This is a genomic window from Paenibacillus wuxiensis, assembly GCF_040195695.1.
Classification (GTDB): Bacteria; Bacillota; Bacilli; order Paenibacillales; family Paenibacillaceae; genus Paenibacillus_B; species Paenibacillus_B suaedae.
The window spans coordinates 58,558-80,337 of the sequence record NZ_JBEFZI010000006.1; the positions used below are offsets into that span (position 1 = coordinate 58,558).

Genomic DNA, 21,780 nt, shown 5'->3' on the forward strand with positions numbered 1-21,780 from the left:
ACCAAGACACAGGAGTCAAATCAGCACATTTTTTGATTACCACATACATCAATCCAAACATCCGATATGAACAAGCATACGATAGCTAGAAAAGATTACTAGGAATGATTTTTTCAGTTCATTTTGAGTAGACGGAGGGAAACATCCGATGAGCAAATCTAAAGCGCTACGAACATCGAGATCATCTGATGTGGTAAATCAGGTGTATTCAAACCGGGTACTGCGATCTGAGTTTGATCGGAATTGGAGAACGGAAATATCAAGAAGTGGTTATGTCATTTACATTGCAACTGCAAACCGGGCTAAAGTTGAGGTAATACTGTCAGGCGGGATAAACAAGCGATTGGTGTTTCCGAGAGGCGGAAGAGTGATCGTCGGTGGTGGCGGAACATCGCATTATAGCAAACCACATCGCACGATCACGATCTAATGATGATTTGTTAGCTAGACCCGATACTAATACAGAAATAGCGGCAGTACAAGACACCGGAATCGTGTCTAACTGCCGCTGATTCGTGAAATGTCACGGAATTTGTAGCTTACGATTTATCCGCTGCTTCCAAAAAAGATAGAATGTGCGAGGCCATTTCTTGAGGATGCGTCAATGGGAGCATGTGGTCTGCACCCTCTATTTCGACGAAAGCAATACGTGGTATCCGCTTGAACTCCTCCGCGATCATGCGCATATCGTCCCACTCCACTGTCCCGTACATAAACAAGGTAGGAACCGCGATTTCCTCCAACTGTTCGATCGCAGGTGGCTGAGGCCATATCACCTCAAAGCTGCGCCACTCTGTGAAGACACGCGTAAAGTATTGGGTGTGCATATCAATAAAGAGATCACGCTGACCGCTAGCCATCACCGTACGATAAATAGGCCCCTGCAATGAAAACTGTATCATCTTGCTCACATCCGGAGCGAGTGAATTCAATTGCTGAATCCAGCCCCGATACGTCTCTGAGAAGATGAAACCTGTCAAGGATGGAGCAACAGCGATCAGTCGAGCGACTCTATCTGGGGAGGATAATGTAAAGTTAGTAGCCAATTCTCCGCCTATAGAATGCCCAACTAGGGTCACCTGTTCCAGCTTCAGGTCGTCTAGCAGTTGACGTAAATCTTCGACAAGGTTGAGCGGTACTTGCGGTGCGGGCGATCGCCCCGTACCACGAGCATCAAAGGTAACGACCTCGTGAGTTCTTGCGAGAAGTGGTACTAGCTCCCCCCATGCCCTTGAATCGACGCCTCCGCTGTGAATCAGCACAATCGGCTCGCCTGTTCCATAAATCGAGTAGCTCAGATCCATTCATGCTCCCTCCCATGTGGCTTTCTATTGATTGTTTCACCTCATATATTAGATATGGATCAATATTCAGATCAATGATATTTTAATTTTTTCCTTTCACAGAAGCACTGCGATTCCATCCTATTCGATCATCGCCAATATCTAGATGGAGAACCGAACCGACCTGATATGGTTCTTTTCCTGACTCAATGGAATTTCCCCGACAACACTTACTTATTTCCCGGGCTCACACTCTCATTTCCCGGGCAACCGCGCGGTTTCGAGCCATTGTGACAGTGAGGTTCAACATAATTACAGAAAAACAGAGTCTGCTCCATGCCGAACATCACTCCTTTTTGTCTCTTCAAGCAGCAATGTGCATAACCATGCAAAGGATGATCCGCTACGGAAATAAGAAATTTCATTTTTGCGATGCCAACCTATTCCCCATCTCATTCATATTGATTGTACATCCATCACCTATAGAGAATATAAAAAAGACCGACCATGAGGCCGATCTGCATCATTTAACTTCCTATATACTTCACTTCATTTAATATCCATTCTGTTGAAATACAGAACGCTTGCCACTAAGCCGAATAGCGAAGTGATACCAACCGCAATAAACGAGTATAGCGGTGGATAATCCGCTACATAACTTTGGGTCACAATTACATGCGCAGCTGACCAAGGGAACAGCGCCTTGTAATCGGAACTGATCACGGTAACATTCCCTAACGTGATCACCGCTGTGAACATGATGGTCGGCACATAATTTTTGAATAAGAAGGTTACCCAAATCGTCGGTGTGGACAACAGAAACATAAGGACAGCACCTAGTACATAGTCACCCAATGAAGACACCAGTACCGCGGCACTTACCCCGTCTGATTTGATAAAAAATCCGAATCCCAATGTAAGCACCCAGGCTACCATCGTCAATAAAAGTATCCATATGAACAGCATGAGCATTTTGCTCGCGATTAGAGCACCTTTTGAAACCGGGATTGTAAGCAGGTTCTTGAGCGTATCCTCCACAAATTCTCGATTGAATAAATATGCAGTAATAACTCCGTACAACAGCACTCCAAGCAGCAGCATCACATTCAGATTCGTGTTATAAAAGGAAATTTCGAATGGGATTACTTCCTCTGGATCACGCTTCATCTGACTCAAATAGGCAATGAACATCATAATCGGTGCGGCTGACGCCCCAATTATACTCACGAGAAACATCTTCGATCGTTTCAGCTTCAATAATTCGGTATAGAGCAAATTAACCAATTGTACCACCGCCAATCCGCTTTACGAAATAATCTTCAAGCGTGTCCTCGTGGAGTGTCATTTTGAACACATCAATATCGTTCTGAACGAACATCTTATTCAGCTTGTTCTGTTCTCCAATCCGTGAATATACACGTATCAATCCGTCACCATGGATTTCATAATCATGGACGCCCGCTTGCGACTCAAGCAGCATCGCTGCCTTATTGTCATTGGACACACGGAACTCGATATATCTGCGATTTCGTTTATGCAGCTCTCCAATTGAAATTTCCTCAAGCAGCTTCCCCTCATGGATAATTCCAAGCTGGTCGGCAAGCTGTTCAACCTCAGATAAAATATGACTGGATATAAGCACAGTAATGTTTCGTTCTACCGCTAATGACTTAATGAGCTTTCGCATCTCCTTAATGCCAATCGGATCAAGGCCATTCGTTGGCTCATCAAGAATAAGCAGCTCTGGATGATGCAGGATCGCTCTGGCAATACCGAGACGCTGCTTCATCCCCATCGAATATTGACCTACCAGCTTCTTCGTCTCTTCCTGCAGCCCCACAGTTTCTAGTGCTTCCTCCAACGCATTTCGTTTGTATACGCCCATCAGCTTCGCATTAATGAGCAAATTTTCATATGCCGTTAAATTCTCATAGAATCCGGGATGCTCCACCATCGAGCCGATTCTGGATAGGATTTCTCTAGGCTTAGCGTTCAATCGCTGCCCGAATAGCTCAATTTCCCCTTCTGTAGGCTTAATTAATCCGAGCAGCATGCGGATAGTCGTTGTTTTGCCTGCGCCATTGCGACCGAGAAAGCCGTATATTTCGCCCTGCTTCACATGCATGTTCAGATCATGAACAGCAATCTGTTCCCCATACTGCTTCGTGAGCCGGGTCGTACGTATGATCGTGCTCATGCAGCACCTCCTGAGTATGTAAGTCTACCTATTATCGTATGGAAATGATTTTAAATGCTGCTTAATGAGTTCTTAACTATCTCTTAATTGGTGGCAATGTCTTTCGAATTGGAATATTGACGATAAAGGCAGTTCGGACATGCGGCTCGCTGAGCACGGAGATGTGGCCGCCAAGCTTATCGACAAACGCCTTCGTAATTGCTAGTCCTAGCCCGCTACCGCCATGCAGCAAACTCCGTGATCGTTCGGAGCGGTAAGTGCGCTCGAATATCTTCGATAACTCGTCCGCTGGAATGCCCGGCCCTCTATCCCATATCGTTATGGCAATGCTCGACTCATTCCGCTCTAGCTCCACCCCTAACAGCTGACCTTCCTTGCCGTACTGTATCGCGTTTTTGATTAGGTTGTTCAAAATTCGTATGTACCCATAGCGATCCATTGCAACCATGCAGGACTCCTCAGGAATCTGAACCGCTAGATCCATACCGTTCTTCTTCAGCTCCGGCAGAAATGAAATCAACGCTTCCCTCAGCAGCTCTGCAGCATCTAACGACTCCCATCTCATCTCGACTTCATCGGCATCCAGCTTCGCCATCTGGAAGATATGATCAATCAATTCCTTAAGCGCTTGCGCCTTCGCTGAAATAATCGCAACACACTCATCCCTCTCTTGCTCTGAAGAGATATGTTCATCCTGCAATGCATCGACATAACCGATAATCGAAGTAAGCGGTGTTCGTATATCATGCGAGATATTAGCGAGAAGCCTCTTGCGTGCAGCATCGGATCGAATTGCATTCACTTGAAGCTTCTCCATCTGCTCAATTAATTCATTAATCGAATAGAGCATCTCATCATACGCCTCAGAGTCATTCGCCAGCAGTCTTGTATTGACATTGCCGCGAACAGCACGCTTCACAGCGGCAGCATGATTCCTCAACTCTGCAAGAAACCGAACACGATTGTAGAGCAGCAGCGCAGCAACGGTGAACAGTACAGCAAACAGCCCCCACCTGTATATACCTAGAGGCTGTATTGTCATACTATCGATGACGAACCATATAGTTAATCCCATTAATAAAACAACAAGCATTAGACTGTTTTTGTCATGCCTCATCTCGTTCACCTGCAAACTTATAGCCAATCCCCCATACCGTCTGAATTAGCTTCGGATCAGAGGGGTCTGTTTCAATTTTCAACCGAAGCTTACGGATATGAACCATAACTGTATTATCGTCCTCAATATATTCTGATCCCCACACCTGTCTAAAAATTTGCGTCTTCGTAAATACCTGCTCAGGATGAGAAGCGAACAATCTCAACAACTCAAATTCCTTGGCGGTCAGACTTATTTCTTGCCCCTCGCGGATAACCATATATTTTCTAGTATCAATTATTAATCCCTTAAATCGCATGGTTGCAGAACTTTCTTCTGCAAGACTGCTGGCTTCACTGCCTAAGATCATGAATCTTCTCAGCAATGCCTTGCTCCTTGCAACCAGTTCATGTATGCTGAAGGGCTTCGTCATATAATCATCAGCCCCGATACTCAGACCTACAATCTTGTCCATCTCTTCGTCCTTAGCCGTCAGCATCAAAATGGGCACATTGCTTCTCTCCCGAATACGACGGCACACCTCTACTCCATCTATGTAAGGCATCATTAAGTCGAGAATGATAAGATTATATTTATGCTGCTCGAACAATCGCAGCGCTTCTTCACCGTGAGCTGCTGTATCTACCGTGTATAATTCCCGCTCTAAGTACTTCTTCAATAAATCTCGAATCTCTCGCTCGTCGTCGGCGACAAGCACGCGAATAGGCTGCATCGTTCCGTTCTCCCCTTATATCTATCATAGATTCCCCATATCTGATTCGCATTCTACATACTTGCAAATGTAAGTGTAACGAATCTAGCAGCCAATTGCACGTGTTTGCCAATTTCCATACGCTCGTGTCCCTTCATCGGGATGCAAATGGATAAACTAGTGCCCTATCTGTTCTCCAAGCATTGCTGTGAGAGTTCTCACGAACGCATCAATGTATGAACCGTAATTTCAGGCTTGCTTAGGAAACGGACAGGCAGTTCTGTCGTCCCGATGCCTCGATTGACATAGAGTTTCATTGGCTTGTTCAGGGTAGTTGTTCCCTCGATTTTATACATCCCCTCAACATACTTCTTCGCTAATGGCGGCGTGTATATCGTGCCGTACCACGGCAATTGAACTTGGCCCCCGTGACTGTGTCCAGATAATTGCAAGTCGATCGGATAATCAACGACTTGATCGGCAACATCCGGCTCATGCACGACGAGCAAATTGAAGTTGTCAGGTTCTAAGTCTTTCAGCGTTTCATGTATATTGGGCGTACCTAACAGGAAATCATCAAGCCCGCTAATGGTGATATATTCATCATGATTCGGGAGATGGATTTGCTTCGTATCGTTAACGAGCACAGTAAAGCCAGCTTTCTCCATATAAGACTGATAAACTCGGCTTCCGCCCCCACCTCGATCGTGATTGCCGAATACGGCATACTTGCCTAATGTTGCTTGCAGCTGTCCTAGTATTCGCTGGGAACGGTCTCTCCGATTTCCATACGCATTGAAATTGTCAACCATATCTCCCGTAAACACAATAATATCTGGATGTTCTTGATTAATCCGATCAACAAGTTCAAGCAGCTGAACCTCATTAAAATGATCCCCCAAATGAACATCGGAAAAATGTACAATCTTCATTCCATGAAAGCTAGGAGGGATATACCGATTTAGGATCGTCTGCCTCGTCACACTCAAGCTGTTCGGTTCCAGCTTCATGCCATAAAATAATGCTCCTGCAAGCAGAAACAATACAATCAGATACACACGAATCGCATGCTTGCTCCATTTCTTGTTCTTCATAAATTCACCTCAACCCAATCATAGGAGACCAATGTTACGCCAATATGACAAAATGAAAACAGACATCAAGAAGCCTATCTGCGTGGACATGAGCATCTAGATAGCAAGAGCATGAAATTTATTGCCTACATACAAAAAACTGCCTTCAGCAGTAAATTGAAAATACCACTTGAAAGGCAGTCTTACATCTGCTCCCCCTGCTTGCATAGAGGAAGCGCAATATGAAATTCGATATCTCCAGTATGCAGTCGCACGCCATAAGCCGCCTTGTGCTTCTGCAGGATCCCCTTCACAATAGCCAGACCAAGCCCTGTACCACTAAGCTGCTTGTTCCGCGAGCTCTCAGCAACGAAGAACGGCTCCCACAATTGTTTCAGCTGCTCTTCAGTCATGGAGAACGTACATCCATTCCGAATGAACAGCACTAATGCATCATCCTTGTTCGTAAGATCAATCTGAATTTTCCGATTCGTCGTGTATTTCATTGCGTTCGATACGAGATTGTTCAGCACCATTTCAAGCTTGACCCTATCAGCCTGAACGCAACAGCTTACCGCATTCTGATCATTTAAGGTAAACTCAATCGAATGCTGCTGCAGAGGTAGCTCATATTTCGCAATGACTTGTTCAAGAAGATTAACGACATGAACATTTTCGATGTTCAGCTCTTCCGTCTGCAAGCGAGACCATTCCAACAGCTTCGTAACGAGCTCGGACATATCATCCGTTTGCGACTGTATGACATCCATGTAGGTGCCGTCATCCAGACCATCCTTCACCCCTGTGGAATATGCCTTGATCACGGCAAGCGGTGTCTTCAGTTCATGTGAGATGTCACGAATAAGGACACGCAAGTTCCGGTTCTTCTCCTCCAGCTCCAGATGCGCTTGCTTCAGCTTATCACTCATCGTATTAATGCTGTGTGCAAGCTCCTCAATCTCATCTCCTGTTCGGATGTCCACTGTCCGGTATCGTCGTTCGGCGATATCCTCCGCCGTATTCTTAAGCTGCTCAATAGGCTTCACCGTTCGCTTGGAGAACCAAGCAGTGAGCAGGAGGGCTAGAGTGAGCGCACCTACCGCAATAATCGAATTGAACTGATTGACGATACGTATCGTCTCGCCTGAATTGGCCACCGATTCGCCTACAGCGAGAATTATTCCTTCTTTCATGACAAACGTAACGATAACGCTCGACTTCAACTTCTCCTGCTGATACGACTTCGTAACTATCCCGCCGCGCATTAGCTGTGCAAGGCTCTCTTCCGTAAGCCAGAATTTGCTCATCGCAATCCGCTCCCGCGTAAATTGTTCGCGCAGTGTCCAGTTTAAGCGGTCAATGTCATGGTCGTAGGGGGTATGAACGATTGTGAAGTGGTAATCATCCGCCACCCGCTGAACTTCTTCAAGGAGCTGCTTCGACTCTATGCTGCGCAACCTCTCCACCGCTTCCGTCAACGCAGCACGCTTCTGATGGACAAAATAATTTGGCATAAAGAACGTATTCACACAATACGAGAGTCCGAACACTACGACAAGAATAAGTGCAATTTGCACAAACAGCTTGCGACTAAGCTTATTCATGGCTATTCGGATGCTCGAAGCTGTAGCCCATACCACGGTGCGTCCGTATCCACTCCTCGCCGATCTTCTCCCGCAAGCGGCGTATATGCGTATCTACCGTACGTTCCTCGCCGAAGTAATCATAGCCCCATACATGATCAAGCAGCGCTTTGCGCGTTAAGACCTGCCCCTTATTCAGAATAAAAAACTTCATCAATTGAAATTCCTTCTTCGTAACTCGCAGATCAATTCCACGCTTGCTAATCTTCTGTCCTTCCATATCTACCTGGATATTTCCGAATAGATATTGTGCCTGCATGTTCAGCAGCTTCTTCGCCCTCGCCAGCAAAACCCGAGGATCGAACGGCTTCCGCATATACTCATCCGCTCCAGAATCAAGAGCTGTCAGCTCATCTTCATGCTCTCCCTTGGCCGTTAGCATGAGCACCTTTAACTTCGAATTCGATTTGATTTCTCGACACAACTCAATCCCGCTCATCTGCGGCATCATCCAATCGAGCACTGCCAAGTCCAGCGGCTGGTTGTAATAGATCTCAAGCGCTTGATGCCCGTTCACTGCCGTAAAAGTTCGAAAGCCCTCTTTATCAAAATAAGCCGCTAAAATTTTCAACATATGCGGCTCATCGTCTGCAATAAGTACATTCATTTACTTTGTATCTCCTTATTCTTACCCTTGTCTGTCTTGCATTGAGTGCAGTCTATATTATTGCATTTTTAATTGAATAAGGAAAATCCCACTGCTATACTGGAAGCAACAATAATTGGGAGGCGTTAAGATGAAGTGCGTAACATCAATTGGGGCAGGTAATAATCGGGGATAACGCATAACACCCCTGTAAACTGCGCAATTCCCCTTTAGCAAGAGAAAGGGGATTCCTATTCGTGGAACAAATGAACAATGACAACCGCATCGAGGCGGCAGAACAAGAACAACCCGTGTATGCCTTTTCCAATGTGAAGAAATCGATCGCGTGGTTAAGCTTTTTAGCATTTTTCAGTGTGTTGAATGAGACGGTGTTCAACGTATCCTTGCCCGACATCGCACACGATTTTAGTATCACTCCGGCCATTGCGAATTGGATCAACACATGCTTCATGATTACCTTCGCGCTCGGTTCCATCATTTATGGCACCCTGTCATCCCAATACGGCATTAAGAAGCCGCTGCTCATCGGTGTGCTCATCTATGGTAGTGGCTCGTTGCTCGGTTTCTTCGCCCATGACTACTTGTCAGTTGTATTGGCAGCCAGATTGATACAAGGTGCCGGGGCTTCGGCTGTGCCCGGACTCATCATGGTTATGGTCACTCGCTACGTTGGAGAACAGCATCGAGGCAAGGCGTTTGGCATGATTGGTTCTATGGTAGCGCTTGGTGAAGGGATTGGCCCAGCTGTAGGCGGTGTACTGGCAGATTATGTGCATTGGTCCTACCTGTTTGTCATTCCGGTAATGACAATAGTCAGTCTCCCCTTCTTCTTGACCGCACTGCCGCAGGAGCCTTCTCGCAATGGGAGAACAGATATCATCGGCATTGCCTTCTTGTCAACAGGCATTATTCTATTTACCTTGTTTACTACGACATATGTCTGGTTCTATCTGGTCTGCAGTATGATTCTCGTTCTTGGGTTTGCTTTGCATATCCGCCGTATTCGCGAACCGTTTATTGCTCCGTCCCTGTTCGCTAATCGCCCATATGTACTTGGCACGCTTGCTGGTTCCATTTTGCTAGGAACGGTAGCTGGATTTATTTCCATGGTTCCTTACTTCATGCGGGATGTACATCAACTTTCGACCGCTGTTATCGGCAGCGCGATCATTTTCCCAGGGACACTCAGCGTTATTCTGTTCGGCATACTCGGTGGAACTCTCGTTGATAAGAGAGGAACTTCATTTGTATTTGTCGCTGGAATAGGTCTCGTCACATTCAGTTTCGTCACGCTCCTTGCGTGGGGGAATGATTCTCCATGGCTGATGACGTTCGCCCTCGTGCTCGTGTTCGGAGGGTTGTCATTCATTAAGACGGTTATCTCTGCATCCGTTGCAGAATCACTAGCACCTGACCAAGCAGGAGAAGGAATGAGCATGCTCAGTTTTGCATGCTTTATGGCTGAAGGCATCGGCATCGCTGTAGTCGGCGGTCTGCTTACACATAGTTGGCTGTTGACTTCACTGACACCTACCGTTGCCGTTGCCAATGAAGCTTCATTTCCCTTATACAGTGGCCTGATTATGCTGCTCATAGCAGTCCTTGCTTGCGGAGGGATCGTATACAGCTTGTCATTGAGACGACATTCTACATCTTCACACGATTAACAATTCATGAGGATCAGGACTTATTCCTGATCCTCATTTTGTTCTATTCTCTCTTCAAATCTCCTAAACACGCTCCTTATCTCCTTATTCCCCTCTTCTATGTTGTCTAGCGAACGATTACAACCATTGACTTCTTTCCCTATCCTATTTTTATGTTTTTTGTAAACATTTCGTTGTCAACCTATCATGAATATTGTATGATATGAGCAATTGCATAGTCATACAAATTCGGGGGCTTGAGGAATCAGGCTGAGATTGTAGATGAGTATACCGCTACTGACCGTGAATCTGATCTGGATAATGCCAGCGTAGAGAATCTGTATTTGTCGTGTGATCATGCTCTGCTGTGATCTAGGACTCTTCTACCGTCTGGTTGCCAGACGGTTTTTTTGTATGCTAGCTATACAACAAAGGAGAGGGTTATGTTGCCAGAACAACAGAGAAGCAACAAATTAAAGTTTACGGATATTCTCATTACCGTGATGATCGGGGTCGTATTTGGTGTGATCTTCAAAATGTGGGAGAGCGTCTACAGTCTCGCAAAGCCGTTGTTCCCACAAGCAGGACAATTAACATATGGCATGTGGTTTATGGCTGGCCCATTCGCGTACCTAGTCATTCGCAAGCCCGGCGTCTGCTTCCTTGCAAGTCTTGCTGCCGCTAATTTATCGGCTATTCTTGGCTCTGCTTGGGGACTAGAGACGATTGTGTATGGCTGTGTACAAGGTCTGGCGGCAGAATTGGCATTCGCCTTGACTGGATACCGCAAGCACAGCATCGTCATCGCAGGCATCGCTGGCATTCTGTCCGCAGTCGGCTCATTCATTATCGATCTCGGTTACGGATATGCAGATTACGAGACATGGGTGCTCGTCTTGAAGTACGGACTTCGTGTCATTAGTGCGTTCATCTTCGCTGGCGTATTTGCCGGCTTGCTCGTTCGTGCATTGGAAGCGACAGGGGTAACCAAATCCATACGTCCTGTGTCCAAAGAAGATTACGCGGTACTTAATCAATAGCACGCATAATATGAATAGATAGAATTTGTGCGTACGCCACATATTCGGAATAAGGTGGTTACACATGCAACAGGAATCTCATGCGAATTCATCTGCATTTGTTGACCGCTTGCGCCTAACATTTCCAGGAGAGGATTCCTTGCTGTTCAAGGACCTCTCCTTCCACATTTCTACCGGTGAGAAGGTACTGCTCCTCGGGCCAAGCGGTTGCGGCAAATCAACACTGCTGCAAGTATTAAGCGGAATTATGCCCCACTCTATCGAAGTGCCGATGAAATACGATCAGATTAAGCTTCCTTCAAGCTGGGGCTTCGTATTCCAAGATCCGGACAGCCAGTTCTGCATGCCATATGTAGATGAAGAGCTCGCCTTTGTACTGGAAAATCTCTCGATCCCCTATGATCAAATGCCAGCATACATGACAGGCATACTTGAAAGAGTGGGATTGCAGTTCCACAATCTGCATACAGAAATCCATACGCTATCCCAAGGCATGAAGCAGCGGCTCGCGCTTGCGTCCGTCCTGCTGCTAGAACCAGAGGTGTTGTTCCTCGATGAGCCTACAGCACTTCTTGATCCAGAAGGAACAAAGCAAGTCTGGGACACCGTGAAACAAGCTGCCGATTCCTCCACTATTCTAATCGTGGAGCACAAAATTGAGCATGTTATCGACATTATCAATCGTGTGGTGCTTTTCGACAGCACTGGACAAATCATTGCGGACGACGAGCCGAAAAATGTATTTCTACATCATAAAGATAAGCTCATTGAGTATGGCATTTGGTATCCAGGTGTATGGCAGGACTACATTCATTCAGAAGCCTACCAAGCCATATCGCAGCAACGAACGGCGAACGGATATCAACAATCTCATTGCAAGCAGAACGGTGGGCTTACCTACGCGTGTCTTCAAGCCGTGCAGCCACTGCTCTCTTTGCGTGATTTTAGCGGATACTATGAAGAAATTCGTCGCATATCCGTCCCGAGCGTAGATATTTATCCAGGGGAATGGATTACGATTATCGGAGAGAACGGCGCTGGCAAGAGCACACTATTGTTGTCTCTTATGCAAATTCTGCGTACTACAGGCATGTATCTTATTGAGGGTCAAGAGCTGCCAGCACAGGCTCGCAAGCGATGGTTCCCACGATTCAGAAATACGGGAAAGCAGCCTCCAGCCGAACTCGCCTTCGTATTTCAGAATCCTGAGATGCAGTTTCTAACGGATTCGATCTATGACGAGCTTGCTTATGAGCCTAGGCAGAACAACTGGGATGAATCAGACATTGCACATAGAGTGGAACAGGTCTTGGAATCATTCGATCTGAATATCGGACAGGATCGGCATCCGTATCATTTGTCACTTGGTCAGAAACGCAGATTAAGTGTCGCCACAGCGATGATGCGTAAGCGTCCGATCCTGCTCCTGGATGAGCCAACCTTCGGGCAAGACGCTAAAAATACATTTGCTATATTGGAAAAGTTGAACCGGCTTCGGACAGAAGGAACCGCCATAGTCATGGTGACACATGACATGAATATCGTGGATCGTTTTGCAGATCGGATATGGCATGTTGAGAAAGGACATCTGATCGAAGTAGAAGCTTCCCCACGTGGACAGACAATGCGGGAGGTGCAGATGAAATGAAACTGCTCGCTCCCAAATCTGAAACGTGGCTCAATCAGGTTAACCCTGCGCTCAAGCTTCTCGTCTTTCTCGCTTTGCTCATCGTTGCGCTGCTAACCCGAGAGCTTGATTTTGCATGTTATCAGCTAACTTTCTACACACTGCTGTTGTTTCTATGCAGCGGCCACTCTACGAAGAAGCTGCTATTCGTGACAACACCGTTCCTTCTCCTGTTCGTCTCGACAGCATCCACGATGATCTTGTTCGGTAAGGGGGAGCATGAATGGTGGTCATGGGGAATAATCCGAATCACAGAGGAGAGCTTCCTCCGCGGACTTGTCATCGGAGTGAAGACACTTTGCTTCGGCATGCTCGGCATTACATTCGCCTTCACGACGAAGCCAATATTGCTGTTCTATGCGCTGATGCAGCAATTCCGGCTTCCGCCGCAATATGCTTATAGCTTCATCGCCTCCTTGCGGCTGCTCCCTGCGATCTGGGAGGATTACCGAGTTCGTACGCATGCCCTGCAAATCCGCGGCGTTAAATACAGCAAGGGATTTAAAGGGATATATGAGCGTCTACGCATGTACGCCCTGCCACTGCTCGCACAGAGCATTCGCCGTGCACAGCGAGTCGCTGTTGCAATGGAGGCGAAGCGGTTCCAGATGGGCCAATCACGTACCTACTATTATATTACACGCTGCCATTGGCGCGATGTATGGTTCACTCTGCTCATGGTTGGACTAATCACGCTCGCCTATATGGCCGCACTGCACTTCCCAATCATCGGATCATCCATCTAAATTTCTTCAGTTCCGGTAAGATAGAATTCAATATGATCATCAAAGAAACTCTCCCTGATCCAACTAGGAGAGTTTCTTCCCTTTCCTTCCCTATCCAAGAGAGATGATTCGCCAAATAGTCATATTGATCTATCCAACCTGGCTGATCGCATCCTTCTGACCGCTGCGTTACTTATTCAATATCTATCTTTTCGCACCACGGGCAGCTCCCAACGTGCTGTGTTTCGCTGTATGACGGCGGTCGGTCGACCACGTATCATCTTCTATCACTTCACCGATTGACCGATGATTGATGTTCTAGCTCTTCCTCTCGGCTGAATGGTTGCCAAGCATACACCTGCCAGCACGAAGACAAGACCCACAGCAATCGACCACGTCATGCTGTCGCCGTACAGCCATACGGACAATAGTGAGGTTACGATTGGCGTCAAGTTCAAGTATATGCTCGCCTTGCTCGCACCGATCTGCTGCACGCCAAGGTTGAAAATAATATAACCGATAAGCGTTCCGCATACGACCATATACGCCATCTCCGTCCAACCTTGCAGAGACATATCGGGAACTTTACCCCAACCCCCTTCAAATAGCGAACTGACTCCCAGAAACAGAGAACCTAACAAGGTCATTACTGTAGTCGTGAACAAGGGAGAGACATCATGCACTACCTTTTTCCCAACAAGACTATATATGACCCCGCACATTAATGCTACCAGAAACAATAAATCTCCTTCGTTGAAGGACAAGCTAGCTAATCGGTGCCATGAGCCCTTCGTAATTACGATAACCACACCGATGAAGGACAGCACAAGGCTAATCCCAAACTTGCCGCTCCATCGTTCCTTGAAGAATAACATCGCACCAAGCGATACGAACAGCGGCATCGTCGCAATAATGAGTGAACCGTTAATTGCAGACGTATAATGCAGCGCCATAAAGAACAACGCATTGTATCCGAATATTCCCGTAAGCGATACAATGAGAAGCCCCTTCCAATTATCCCTCCATGCACGGATATTCCACTCTGATCGCATCGTGAGCAGCACCGCTAAGATCATCCCTGCCAATGCAAATCGAATCGTTGCGGCTACGAGTGGAGGAATCTCGGTAATGACATGAGCTGCTGTAGAAAATGATCCACCCCAAAATAACGGCACGAGCAGCATAAGCACATAAATGCTTCGGTTAGACTTTTGATTACTCATGATAATCGTTCACCCTTTAATTATATAATATGTTTAAACATTTAAACATACTTAGCAAAAAAATAAGCACTTCTTGCACAGAAACACTTTACCCATTGGATTTTACATCTTGATCCTATATAATAGGATTAGGAATTTGAAACTGTGTTCCACAGAATGGAACAGCAAAGGAGGTTACTCATGTCCCACATCTTTCATGGTCTTGACCATATCCAGTTAGCCGCCCCCGTCGAATGTGAATCCGTAGCCCGGAAATTCTATCACGAATTATTGGGCTGGACGGAGATTCCGAAGCCCGAAGCTCTTCAGCAGCGTGGAGGTGTATGGTTTCAATGCGGAAGTCACCAAGTCCATATCGGCGTGCAGCAAGACTTCGTTCCTGCGACAAAAGCTCATCCCGCCTTCGTTGTTACCAATCTTGAATCCCTACAGTCCCATCTCCTGCAGCATCATATTGAAGTGGCCGACGACTCTGCCCGGATAGAAGAAGGTGTAATTCGCTTCTATGTAAACGATCCATTTGGAAATCGACTTGAATTCATGGAGTATCTGTAACACGATACGCAATCTTCTATCCGAACCAATCTGCCTTCATTGGTTATACTCCTGCTTCAATGGACAGCATCAACTCTTTAATCGTCGTCATAAATCCCCCTGCACGCAAGGAATACAGCTTCTCATTCGCTTGCTTGTCGAACGTGATGAGCCCGGCTTGTCTTAAGATTTTCAGATGGTGCGAGACGGCCGGTCTCGATATCTCCATATGTTCGGTGATTTGGTTCACATTCAGAGCGCTATGTTCAAGCAGGAGTATAATGATCTGCTGCCGATTCGTGTCTCCGAGCGCTTGAAAAATGGGGGTCGCCTGCTGGAACTTCTCCAGCACCTGCTCTTTGTTACTGCTGCAATCATATTGTCCGTGCTCAGTCGTGATGATTCTCACCTCGTATGTTTATATGTTTAAACATTACATATTATGATGTGAAAACACCCATTATGTCAATAGAGTAAGTCTCCATCGGACGAACCAATAGATTAATCATTTCCATTACCATTCTCACGCTTCAGGAAATCATCAAGTTCACCCGCAAGCGCCGTAAGTTTCGTCATGGTATTCCAATTCCGTGTCGTTACATTCGATCCTAGCTTCTGAAAATTATTTGCCAGCTTCGAATCTAAGACCCTCTGGCGATACAAACAATATATCTCACGGCCTTGTATCTGGAATTCATCAACTTCTTGCATACCCTTAGACAATATACTGGCGGTGTCAGGCGAAGGCTCGTCCTTGCACATTGTAATCTGAATCCCCTCTCCTTCCTTCAGCACAGCTGCATCATACGGACATTCAGCTACAATAGCCTTCATTTCCTGAGCCGTCCGCAGCATGACGTTCGGCTTGAAGCCAAATGCATTCCCTATTTCCTCCTGAATTCGTGCTTCTAGCCATTCCCTTGCTTCTGATGAAGCAAATACAACATTGCCGCTCTGCAGCAGCGTTCGTACATGGGTAAGTCCCATATTTTCAAGAAGAAGCTTCAAATCTGCCATTTTTATCTTGTTTTTGCCACCTACGTTAACTCCACGCAGTAACCCGACATACATTTGCATCGAAACGACCACATCCCTTAGTTCCAATCTTCAGTTCTTCATTTCCGTGACTACTTCATACCACTACTCTAAACCACTACTTCAAATAAATGCCGAGCGGTAAATTGGATTCCCCTGCCGTCATCAATTTGCATTGAAAGGTACGAACACCAACAGGAGCCACAACCTTCGCGATCAAGCATACATTCGTGTTGTCCATCATGAGCGGTACACCGATTACTTTTCCATCAACGAATATAGCCCCTGCAAATGCTCCCCCTCGAGGATTTACATAAATGCTAACAACTGCTTCTTCCTCCGTATCATTATGCAGCGGAATATCCAACAAGTAAATAGCACCGAATTGACCGGTATTATCAACCGCACCTTCCCGTAATTCGCTTGCACTTGCGGCAAACAAAAAGTCAGAAGCCATTTCTCCATTCATCTTCTTTCGGGCACACACACGGTATACACGCTCTGTCCCTATAACATAGGCAGGCATCCTAGCATGAACCTCGGCATAAGGCCAGCTTCCTCTAGGATGAGTGCCGTACGGAGTCAGCGGATCTGAATGAATGAGTCTTATATCGGCAGTGACGTCCCGACTTGCGACTGTACGGATCGCATACTCCATCTCCCCTGCCCCTGAATCCCGTTCTATCGTGAACTCATAGATAAACCCTGCAAAATAGTTGGTATCCAGCCTTACCGACTCAATCATTGCTGTGCTAGTCACATCTGCGTGTTGGTCTACGGAAGTATAATGATCCAGCGTTCCGCTTAAACAAGACTTTGCAAGACATTGTCCTACTTGAATCATCTGATCTGACACCGGCTGAATATGAATATCCCTGCGGATATGCTGAATGGCTATCCGGATAGATGTGGACAGGTTTTGTACAGTCACCCCCAGCTGCAGCGGCTGTCCTGTTTCATTGCGATGCCATCCGAATAGGCGATGCGTGACAGATTCCTCATCGGTGCGCACAATATCATGCCATAAGGTACACGCTGTCCCTGGGAATGAGGACTCATTTAATATTTCAGGATTATCGCTAACCATGAGTCGGCGTTGATCACTGGCGAACGCACTTTCTACATCAACAAATACAGAAGTAGGTACATTTATTATATCAACGGTCAAATCTTCTTGTTGACAAGCCATTATGTATATCCCCCTCATCTATAGCAGCTTCAGCAACCCTATATCCTATGTAGATGGATGATCACTTAGCCTTTTGCTGCAAAGAACGTACTCTATGTATCCGTAGTCAGGACTTATATTCGAATAATATCAAAGAGGGTGGGACAAACTCCAATTACAAAGGAGCGTGCATCCGTGGACATCATAGCTCGTACTATATTTGCATTCATCTCTTTGCTTGCATTTAGCCGATTGCTAGGCAAAAAACAAATGAGCCACATTACTTTATTCAACTACATCACTGGAATCACATTCGGTTCTATCGCTGCGGATATCGCAATTGAGACTCATATTTCCATTTTTGACGGAATCATAAGTTTAACAGTATGGAGCCTGCTAACAATAGGGATCGGTAAGCTGTCCTTAAAGTTCCCACGTATTCGCGTACTCTTAGACGGTGAACCTACCATTGTCATAAAAAAAGGAAAGATTCTCGAAAAAGCAATGGCGTCCATGCATCTCAACATGGATGATATTAGCATGCTGCTTCGCGAAAAGGATGTCTTCTCTATTCAAGATGTTGATTATGCAATTCTGGAACCGCATGGACGAATGAGTGTGCTCAAAAAAGCCGAAAAAGAGTCCCCTACGAAAGAGGACCTGAAAGTGTACGTGCAGCCTACATTGTATATGCCTACCGAGATTATCGTTGATGGCTCCATCGTCTATAAAAATCTCCTTGACCTTAACCTGACGAAGGAATGGTTAAGCCAAGCGCTGCGTAAAGCAGGATGCTCTCCCGAGCAAATCGAGGAAATCTTCTATGCGGAGATACAACGTGACGGCACGCTGTATATAGACAAAAGAGTAGACAACATGAAATGATAACACACTACTTCAAGTGAACCGGGATTTGTACATAATGCTCCACCTGTGGAGGTGACTCATAAAAAGCTTCCAGCAGCGCATTCCATTGTTCATATTGCACGGTATGACGAAAACCAACCGCATGCTCTTTCAAAGAGTGCCACTGTACAATTACTATGTATCGATCGGCTGCCTCTACACATTTATGCAATTCATGTGTGATATACCCTCTTGCAGCTTCTAATATCGAAGATGCATGACGGAAGGCGCTTTCGAAATCATTGCGCATACCAGCCTTAATGGATAATGTTGCAACTTCTCGAATCATTTCAGCGCCTCCCTTCCCTGGCATAACATCTGTCGTTAGATCCACGTAATGAAGTACGTTTGCTTCACGGGAACGCCATTGCGTTCCGCCCATTCCAGAAGCTCCTCATTTCCACGCTGTTCTCCCTTCGTGAAGGAAAAACAACATTTCAACGGAATTATATGCTTCGATTTTAATTGTATACCGATTGCAGGGGAATTGACGCCTTTTATCTTAATGGATTCGATCTCATTTGCATGATACACATTGCCATGCAAGCGAATCGTGTCTGAAGTTGGATGTATTTCGACTGTCCGCTTAACCCATGTCGCGTATGCTCCCGCGATCAATGACATTATGACAATGCCAATAACCGCCATCTGCATGAAGAACAATACAGGAAATGTCCGCTCTGTCATGGCCGCAATTTGCAGCATTCCGGCACTGAATAACAGAGAGCCACCCAATATCGCTTTTGTTCGCGTAGGAACCTTCACCTGATAATTCATTTCATCCGCCCCATTCTGATATGCATGATAGGTTGTATGAAGTTTCTTTGTTGTCATTCCTTATTATACCATTAACGTTAACGGAATTGACACATATTTTTCACATTAAAGACACATTTATATTCAGGGTCGGTAATTCTACCTTACGAACACATTTATTAGAGCGAATCGAAAACACATGCTTCAACACAAAGGCACTATTTCAGCGCAACAAAAAAAAAAGCCTGCCTTATGAGAAGGAGGCTTCACCTAGCCGTTATGTATCCCTTGCAACTAACGCGAGAACTTATAATACCAAATAATCGCTCTTTCCTTGGCAGTTGCAAAATTCGCATACATCATATTGTCTACTGCGCCAATGACAAAGCCATACTTGGCATATAAGCGACACGCTTGAATGTTCACATCCTGCGTCTCAAGCATAAGACCCGCACAGTTATTTTGCATCGCCCATTCCACAGCCGTCTTCAATAATGCAGTTCCAATTCCCTTGTGCCTCCAAGCTGCTGCAACTTGAATATGTTCAATGAGCGCAAATCCATTCCAGTTTGAACAAATTTTCATTTGTCCGACGCAGCTGTCCTCCCCGTAATAGAAGAACACTGCCTTATCTTTGTCCTCTATATAACGGTTATCAAATTCTTCCTCTTCATATTGCTTGAAATACGGCTCATCAAATCGTTCTTCTGTATAAGACCATGTATCATTTTTATAGGTGGGAACAATCCGACCAATCACAGTAAATCCGTCGTCGTTTGGCTTATTGTAATCATCCCTATTCGAATGTGTCATTTTCACGATCATCGTATCTTGATCCCCTTTCTTACATACTGCCTAAGCAAATGCTCGACAACATATCCTGATTCTATTCGCTCCCCGTTCGTGTATTCCTTCTGCTAATTCATACAGCGAGATGAAAAAAAAGCTTAATCTCCTAACTAAGGAAATTAAGCTTATACTCACTCTACTATTATTCAATTGCTTCCGTTGCTTCCGATGGCTGACTATCCTGTGATTCCTTGCGAGCAAATGCCCACAAATAGCCGATAAGTGCCCCCGCAATAGCAGGAACGACCCAGCCAAGTCCAGCCATATACCACGGGAGATGGCTGTACAGTCTCTCCACCGCCCCCATTTCAAAATTCGCCTGATTCAAGCCATCCACAGTGCTGATTAATGCAGTTGCGAGCAAGCTGCCAATATATACGGCTGAATGTCCATGGAACATGCGATGAAGCAACGCCAAAATGATAAGAACAATGGTAAGTGGGTAAATGGCGGACACGATTGGCGCTGAAAATGAAATAATCTGATCAAGCCCCAAATTGGTTACGGCTACACTTACGACACATAAGATTCCAATCCACTTGTTATACGAAATCCGCGGCATAATGGAATGGAAGTACTCTCCACACGCTGCCAACAGGCCGACCGAAGTCGTTAAGCAAGCAAGAAGGAATACAATCCCTAGCAGTACGGTGCCCCATTTGCCAAATAAGAATAGCACGATTGCAGTCAATATTTGACCGCCATTCGCAGCCCCTTCGATTACAGAATGGCTCGTGGATCCAAGGTACCCGATCATCATGTAAATGATGGCGAGACATACACCTGCGATCAGCCCAGCCTTAATCGTGATGGCAGACAGCTTCTGTGTGTTCGTAACGCCACGCTTGCGTATTGCCGATACGACGACACTACCAAGCAATAGAGCAGACAAGGCATCCATCGTTGAGTAACCATCTATACCACCCTTAAAAGCAGCATATTGTACATACCCTTCTGCAGGCACACCATAGTCCCCGAGCGGATGGAATAAACTCTGAATGAAGACGATAATAATCATCACCAACAATATCGGTGTCAGTATTTTGCCGATGCGCTCGAATAGCTTCGATGGATTCAAGCACAACCAATAGCTGATGACAAAATAAATCACGGAATACGTCAATAATGACCAGCCGCTTGTTCGAAGCGGCTCTGGCAGGAGTGGGACTGTTCCCATCTCAAACGCTACGCTGCCGGCACGCGGAATGACGAGAAACGGCCCTAGCGCTAAATACGTAATAAGCGTAAACACAAACCCAAATCCTGGGTGGACGCGATTTGTAAGCGACTGCAAATCACCAGATTTAGCGATTGCTGCAACACCTAGAATCGGCAGTCCTACTGAGGTAATTAAGAACCCTACCATCGCCTGCCATACACTTGAACCTGCCGCATATCCCACCGCAGGTGGGAATATGAGATTACCTGCACCAAAGAATAAAGCAAATAACATTAACCCAAACACAAACGTTTCTTTTTTTGATAGTTCAGTCATGCTGCATCTCCTGCTGTTATCTACCGACCTTATTATAACAATTCATTATAGAAAGCGGGCTTCTTCCCTGTCAAATCCAATTCCTGTGTTGCATTTGCTTCAGAT

At 45.9% G+C, this 21,780-nt stretch carries 23 protein-coding genes and 1 riboswitch; of the genes, 7 read left to right on the forward strand and 16 right to left on the reverse strand.

Annotated features, from left to right (window positions below; all coding sequences use genetic code 11):
* The first annotated feature begins 148 nt into the window (after positions 1–148).
* On the forward strand, positions 149–430 hold the full coding sequence (locus ABN764_RS14395; protein WP_021253640.1) for a hypothetical protein: 282 nt from the start codon (positions 149–151) through the stop codon (positions 428–430).
* Between the two features lie 109 nt (positions 431–539).
* Here the strand turns inward: ABN764_RS14395 and ABN764_RS14400 are convergent, their stop codons facing one another.
* The 8 genes from ABN764_RS14400 to ABN764_RS14435 all read right to left on the reverse strand — a co-directional run bounded on the left by ABN764_RS14400 (position 540) and on the right by ABN764_RS14435 (position 8,611).
* Positions 540–1,304 carry an alpha/beta fold hydrolase gene (locus ABN764_RS14400; protein WP_446672296.1) on the reverse strand — a complete coding sequence of 255 codons (765 nt, stop codon included), beginning with the start codon at positions 1,302–1,304 and terminating at the stop codon, positions 540–542.
* A gap of 528 nt (positions 1,305–1,832) precedes the next feature.
* On the reverse strand, positions 1,833–2,567 hold the full coding sequence (locus ABN764_RS14405) for an ABC transporter permease (protein ID WP_028531475.1): 735 nt from the start codon (positions 2,565–2,567) through the stop codon (positions 1,833–1,835).
* Positions 2,560–3,480 carry an ABC transporter ATP-binding protein gene (locus ABN764_RS14410; RefSeq protein WP_065291139.1) on the reverse strand — a complete coding sequence of 307 codons (921 nt, stop codon included), beginning with the start codon at positions 3,478–3,480 and terminating at the stop codon, positions 2,560–2,562. The genes ABN764_RS14405 and ABN764_RS14410 overlap by 8 nt, the downstream gene beginning before the upstream one ends.
* A 76-nt stretch (positions 3,481–3,556) precedes the next feature.
* On the reverse strand, positions 3,557–4,597 hold the full coding sequence (locus tag ABN764_RS14415; protein ID WP_446672297.1) for a sensor histidine kinase: 1,041 nt from the start codon (positions 4,595–4,597) through the stop codon (positions 3,557–3,559).
* The gene (locus ABN764_RS14420) at positions 4,587–5,309 is read right to left on the reverse strand and encodes a response regulator transcription factor (protein ID WP_090513732.1); all 723 of its coding nucleotides are present in this window, start codon (positions 5,307–5,309) and stop codon (positions 4,587–4,589) included. Before ABN764_RS14420 ends, ABN764_RS14415 begins: the two co-directional genes overlap by 11 nt.
* A 197-nt stretch (positions 5,310–5,506) precedes the next feature.
* Complete coding sequence (locus tag ABN764_RS14425) at positions 5,507–6,382, reverse strand: metallophosphoesterase (RefSeq protein WP_174810409.1); 876 nt, start codon at positions 6,380–6,382, stop codon at positions 5,507–5,509.
* A 182-nt stretch (positions 6,383–6,564) separates the two neighbouring features.
* Positions 6,565–7,965 (reverse strand): sensor histidine kinase, encoded by a 1,401-nt coding sequence (locus ABN764_RS14430; RefSeq protein WP_446672298.1) that lies wholly within the window; start codon positions 7,963–7,965, stop codon positions 6,565–6,567.
* Complete coding sequence (locus ABN764_RS14435; RefSeq protein ID WP_446672299.1) at positions 7,958–8,611, reverse strand: response regulator transcription factor; 654 nt, start codon at positions 8,609–8,611, stop codon at positions 7,958–7,960. The genes ABN764_RS14430 and ABN764_RS14435 overlap by 8 nt, the downstream gene beginning before the upstream one ends.
* Positions 8,612–8,856: 245 nt before the next feature.
* Between ABN764_RS14435 and ABN764_RS14440 the strand changes: the two genes are divergently transcribed.
* From ABN764_RS14440 to ABN764_RS14455, 4 genes are all read left to right on the forward strand, one after another.
* Positions 8,857–10,278, forward strand: coding sequence for an MFS transporter (locus ABN764_RS14440; protein ID WP_446672548.1), 1,422 nt, complete (start codon positions 8,857–8,859; stop codon positions 10,276–10,278).
* A gap of 218 nt (positions 10,279–10,496) precedes the next feature.
* A riboswitch (TPP riboswitch) is annotated at positions 10,497–10,610 on the forward strand.
* Between the two features lie 90 nt (positions 10,611–10,700).
* A complete protein-coding gene (locus ABN764_RS14445) occupies positions 10,701–11,297 on the forward strand; it encodes an ECF transporter S component (RefSeq protein WP_174809482.1) in 597 nt (198 codons plus the stop codon).
* Positions 11,298–11,361: 64 nt separating this feature from the next.
* Positions 11,362–12,945, forward strand: coding sequence for an ABC transporter ATP-binding protein (locus tag ABN764_RS14450; RefSeq protein ID WP_446672300.1), 1,584 nt, complete (start codon positions 11,362–11,364; stop codon positions 12,943–12,945).
* Complete coding sequence (locus tag ABN764_RS14455) at positions 12,942–13,730, forward strand: energy-coupling factor transporter transmembrane component T family protein (protein WP_446672301.1); 789 nt, start codon at positions 12,942–12,944, stop codon at positions 13,728–13,730. Before ABN764_RS14450 ends, ABN764_RS14455 begins: the two co-directional genes overlap by 4 nt.
* A gap of 266 nt (positions 13,731–13,996) precedes the next feature.
* On the opposite strand, the gene ABN764_RS14460 is transcribed toward ABN764_RS14455, so the two are convergent.
* A complete protein-coding gene (locus tag ABN764_RS14460) occupies positions 13,997–14,932 on the reverse strand; it encodes a DMT family transporter (RefSeq protein WP_446672302.1) in 936 nt (311 codons plus the stop codon).
* 180 nt (positions 14,933–15,112) lie between these two features.
* On the opposite strand from ABN764_RS14460, the gene ABN764_RS14465 reads away from it, so the two are divergent.
* The gene (locus tag ABN764_RS14465) at positions 15,113–15,487 is read left to right on the forward strand and encodes a VOC family protein (RefSeq protein WP_142544600.1); all 375 of its coding nucleotides are present in this window, start codon (positions 15,113–15,115) and stop codon (positions 15,485–15,487) included.
* A 43-nt stretch (positions 15,488–15,530) separates the two neighbouring features.
* On the opposite strand, the gene ABN764_RS14470 is transcribed toward ABN764_RS14465, so the two are convergent.
* The 3 genes from ABN764_RS14470 to ABN764_RS14480 all read right to left on the reverse strand — a co-directional run bounded on the left by ABN764_RS14470 (position 15,531) and on the right by ABN764_RS14480 (position 17,690).
* The gene (locus tag ABN764_RS14470; RefSeq protein ID WP_065291150.1) at positions 15,531–15,875 is read right to left on the reverse strand and encodes an ArsR/SmtB family transcription factor; all 345 of its coding nucleotides are present in this window, start codon (positions 15,873–15,875) and stop codon (positions 15,531–15,533) included.
* 92 nt (positions 15,876–15,967) lie between these two features.
* Positions 15,968–16,543 carry a DUF1697 domain-containing protein gene (locus ABN764_RS14475; RefSeq protein ID WP_174809478.1) on the reverse strand — a complete coding sequence of 192 codons (576 nt, stop codon included), beginning with the start codon at positions 16,541–16,543 and terminating at the stop codon, positions 15,968–15,970.
* A gap of 76 nt (positions 16,544–16,619) precedes the next feature.
* The gene (locus tag ABN764_RS14480; RefSeq protein ID WP_174809477.1) at positions 16,620–17,690 is read right to left on the reverse strand and encodes a hypothetical protein; all 1,071 of its coding nucleotides are present in this window, start codon (positions 17,688–17,690) and stop codon (positions 16,620–16,622) included.
* A gap of 174 nt (positions 17,691–17,864) precedes the next feature.
* Between ABN764_RS14480 and ABN764_RS14485 the strand changes: the two genes are divergently transcribed.
* Entirely contained in the window at positions 17,865–18,554 is a 690-nt protein-coding gene (locus tag ABN764_RS14485) for a DUF421 domain-containing protein (RefSeq protein WP_268624856.1), read from the forward strand.
* A gap of 7 nt (positions 18,555–18,561) precedes the next feature.
* Here the strand turns inward: ABN764_RS14485 and ABN764_RS14490 are convergent, their stop codons facing one another.
* From ABN764_RS14490 to brnQ, 4 genes are all read right to left on the reverse strand, one after another.
* Positions 18,562–18,957, reverse strand: a complete 396-nt coding sequence (locus ABN764_RS14490) for an antibiotic biosynthesis monooxygenase family protein (RefSeq protein ID WP_446672303.1) — start codon at positions 18,955–18,957, stop codon at positions 18,562–18,564.
* Positions 18,900–19,409 carry a 6-phosphogluconate dehydrogenase gene (locus ABN764_RS14495; protein WP_446672304.1) on the reverse strand — a complete coding sequence of 170 codons (510 nt, stop codon included), beginning with the start codon at positions 19,407–19,409 and terminating at the stop codon, positions 18,900–18,902. The genes ABN764_RS14490 and ABN764_RS14495 overlap by 58 nt, the downstream gene beginning before the upstream one ends.
* Before the next feature lie 216 nt (positions 19,410–19,625).
* The gene (locus ABN764_RS14500; RefSeq protein ID WP_142544598.1) at positions 19,626–20,156 is read right to left on the reverse strand and encodes a GNAT family N-acetyltransferase; all 531 of its coding nucleotides are present in this window, start codon (positions 20,154–20,156) and stop codon (positions 19,626–19,628) included.
* Positions 20,157–20,322: 166 nt separating this feature from the next.
* Complete coding sequence (gene brnQ / locus ABN764_RS14505) at positions 20,323–21,675, reverse strand: branched-chain amino acid transport system II carrier protein (RefSeq protein ID WP_446672305.1); 1,353 nt, start codon at positions 21,673–21,675, stop codon at positions 20,323–20,325.
* Positions 21,676–21,780 lie beyond the last annotated feature (105 nt).

What these genes read in the sequence shown, in the direction of transcription:
- ABN764_RS14495 (WP_446672304.1), bottom strand. Translation starts at nt 19,409, where the DNA reads ATGACAACAAAGAAACTTCATACAACCTATCATGCATATCAGAATGGG.
- ABN764_RS14490 (WP_446672303.1), bottom strand. Translation starts at nt 18,957, where the DNA reads ATGGGCGGAACGCAATGGCGTTCCCGTGAAGCAAACGTACTTCATTAC.
- ABN764_RS14430 (WP_446672298.1), bottom strand. Translation starts at nt 7,965, where the DNA reads ATGAATAAGCTTAGTCGCAAGCTGTTTGTGCAAATTGCACTTATTCTT.
- ABN764_RS14415 (WP_446672297.1), bottom strand. Translation starts at nt 4,597, where the DNA reads ATGAGGCATGACAAAAACAGTCTAATGCTTGTTGTTTTATTAATGGGA.
- brnQ (WP_446672305.1), bottom strand. Translation starts at nt 21,675, where the DNA reads ATGACTGAACTATCAAAAAAAGAAACGTTTGTGTTTGGGTTAATGTTA.
- ABN764_RS14500 (WP_142544598.1), bottom strand. Translation starts at nt 20,156, where the DNA reads ATGATCGTGAAAATGACACATTCGAATAGGGATGATTACAATAAGCCA.
- ABN764_RS14460 (WP_446672302.1), bottom strand. Translation starts at nt 14,932, where the DNA reads ATGAGTAATCAAAAGTCTAACCGAAGCATTTATGTGCTTATGCTGCTC.
- ABN764_RS14480 (WP_174809477.1), bottom strand. Translation starts at nt 17,690, where the DNA reads ATGGCTTGTCAACAAGAAGATTTGACCGTTGATATAATAAATGTACCT.
- ABN764_RS14395 (WP_021253640.1), top strand. Translation starts at nt 149, where the DNA reads ATGAGCAAATCTAAAGCGCTACGAACATCGAGATCATCTGATGTGGTA.
- ABN764_RS14435 (WP_446672299.1), bottom strand. Translation starts at nt 8,611, where the DNA reads ATGAATGTACTTATTGCAGACGATGAGCCGCATATGTTGAAAATTTTA.
- ABN764_RS14410 (WP_065291139.1), bottom strand. Translation starts at nt 3,480, where the DNA reads ATGAGCACGATCATACGTACGACCCGGCTCACGAAGCAGTATGGGGAA.
- ABN764_RS14420 (WP_090513732.1), bottom strand. Translation starts at nt 5,309, where the DNA reads ATGCAGCCTATTCGCGTGCTTGTCGCCGACGACGAGCGAGAGATTCGA.
- ABN764_RS14455 (WP_446672301.1), top strand. Translation starts at nt 12,942, where the DNA reads ATGAAACTGCTCGCTCCCAAATCTGAAACGTGGCTCAATCAGGTTAAC.
- ABN764_RS14450 (WP_446672300.1), top strand. Translation starts at nt 11,362, where the DNA reads ATGCAACAGGAATCTCATGCGAATTCATCTGCATTTGTTGACCGCTTG.
- ABN764_RS14445 (WP_174809482.1), top strand. Translation starts at nt 10,701, where the DNA reads ATGTTGCCAGAACAACAGAGAAGCAACAAATTAAAGTTTACGGATATT.
- ABN764_RS14400 (WP_446672296.1), bottom strand. Translation starts at nt 1,304, where the DNA reads ATGGATCTGAGCTACTCGATTTATGGAACAGGCGAGCCGATTGTGCTG.
- ABN764_RS14425 (WP_174810409.1), bottom strand. Translation starts at nt 6,382, where the DNA reads ATGAAGAACAAGAAATGGAGCAAGCATGCGATTCGTGTGTATCTGATT.
- ABN764_RS14440 (WP_446672548.1), top strand. Translation starts at nt 8,857, where the DNA reads ATGAACAATGACAACCGCATCGAGGCGGCAGAACAAGAACAACCCGTG.
- ABN764_RS14475 (WP_174809478.1), bottom strand. Translation starts at nt 16,543, where the DNA reads ATGCAAATGTATGTCGGGTTACTGCGTGGAGTTAACGTAGGTGGCAAA.
- ABN764_RS14465 (WP_142544600.1), top strand. Translation starts at nt 15,113, where the DNA reads ATGTCCCACATCTTTCATGGTCTTGACCATATCCAGTTAGCCGCCCCC.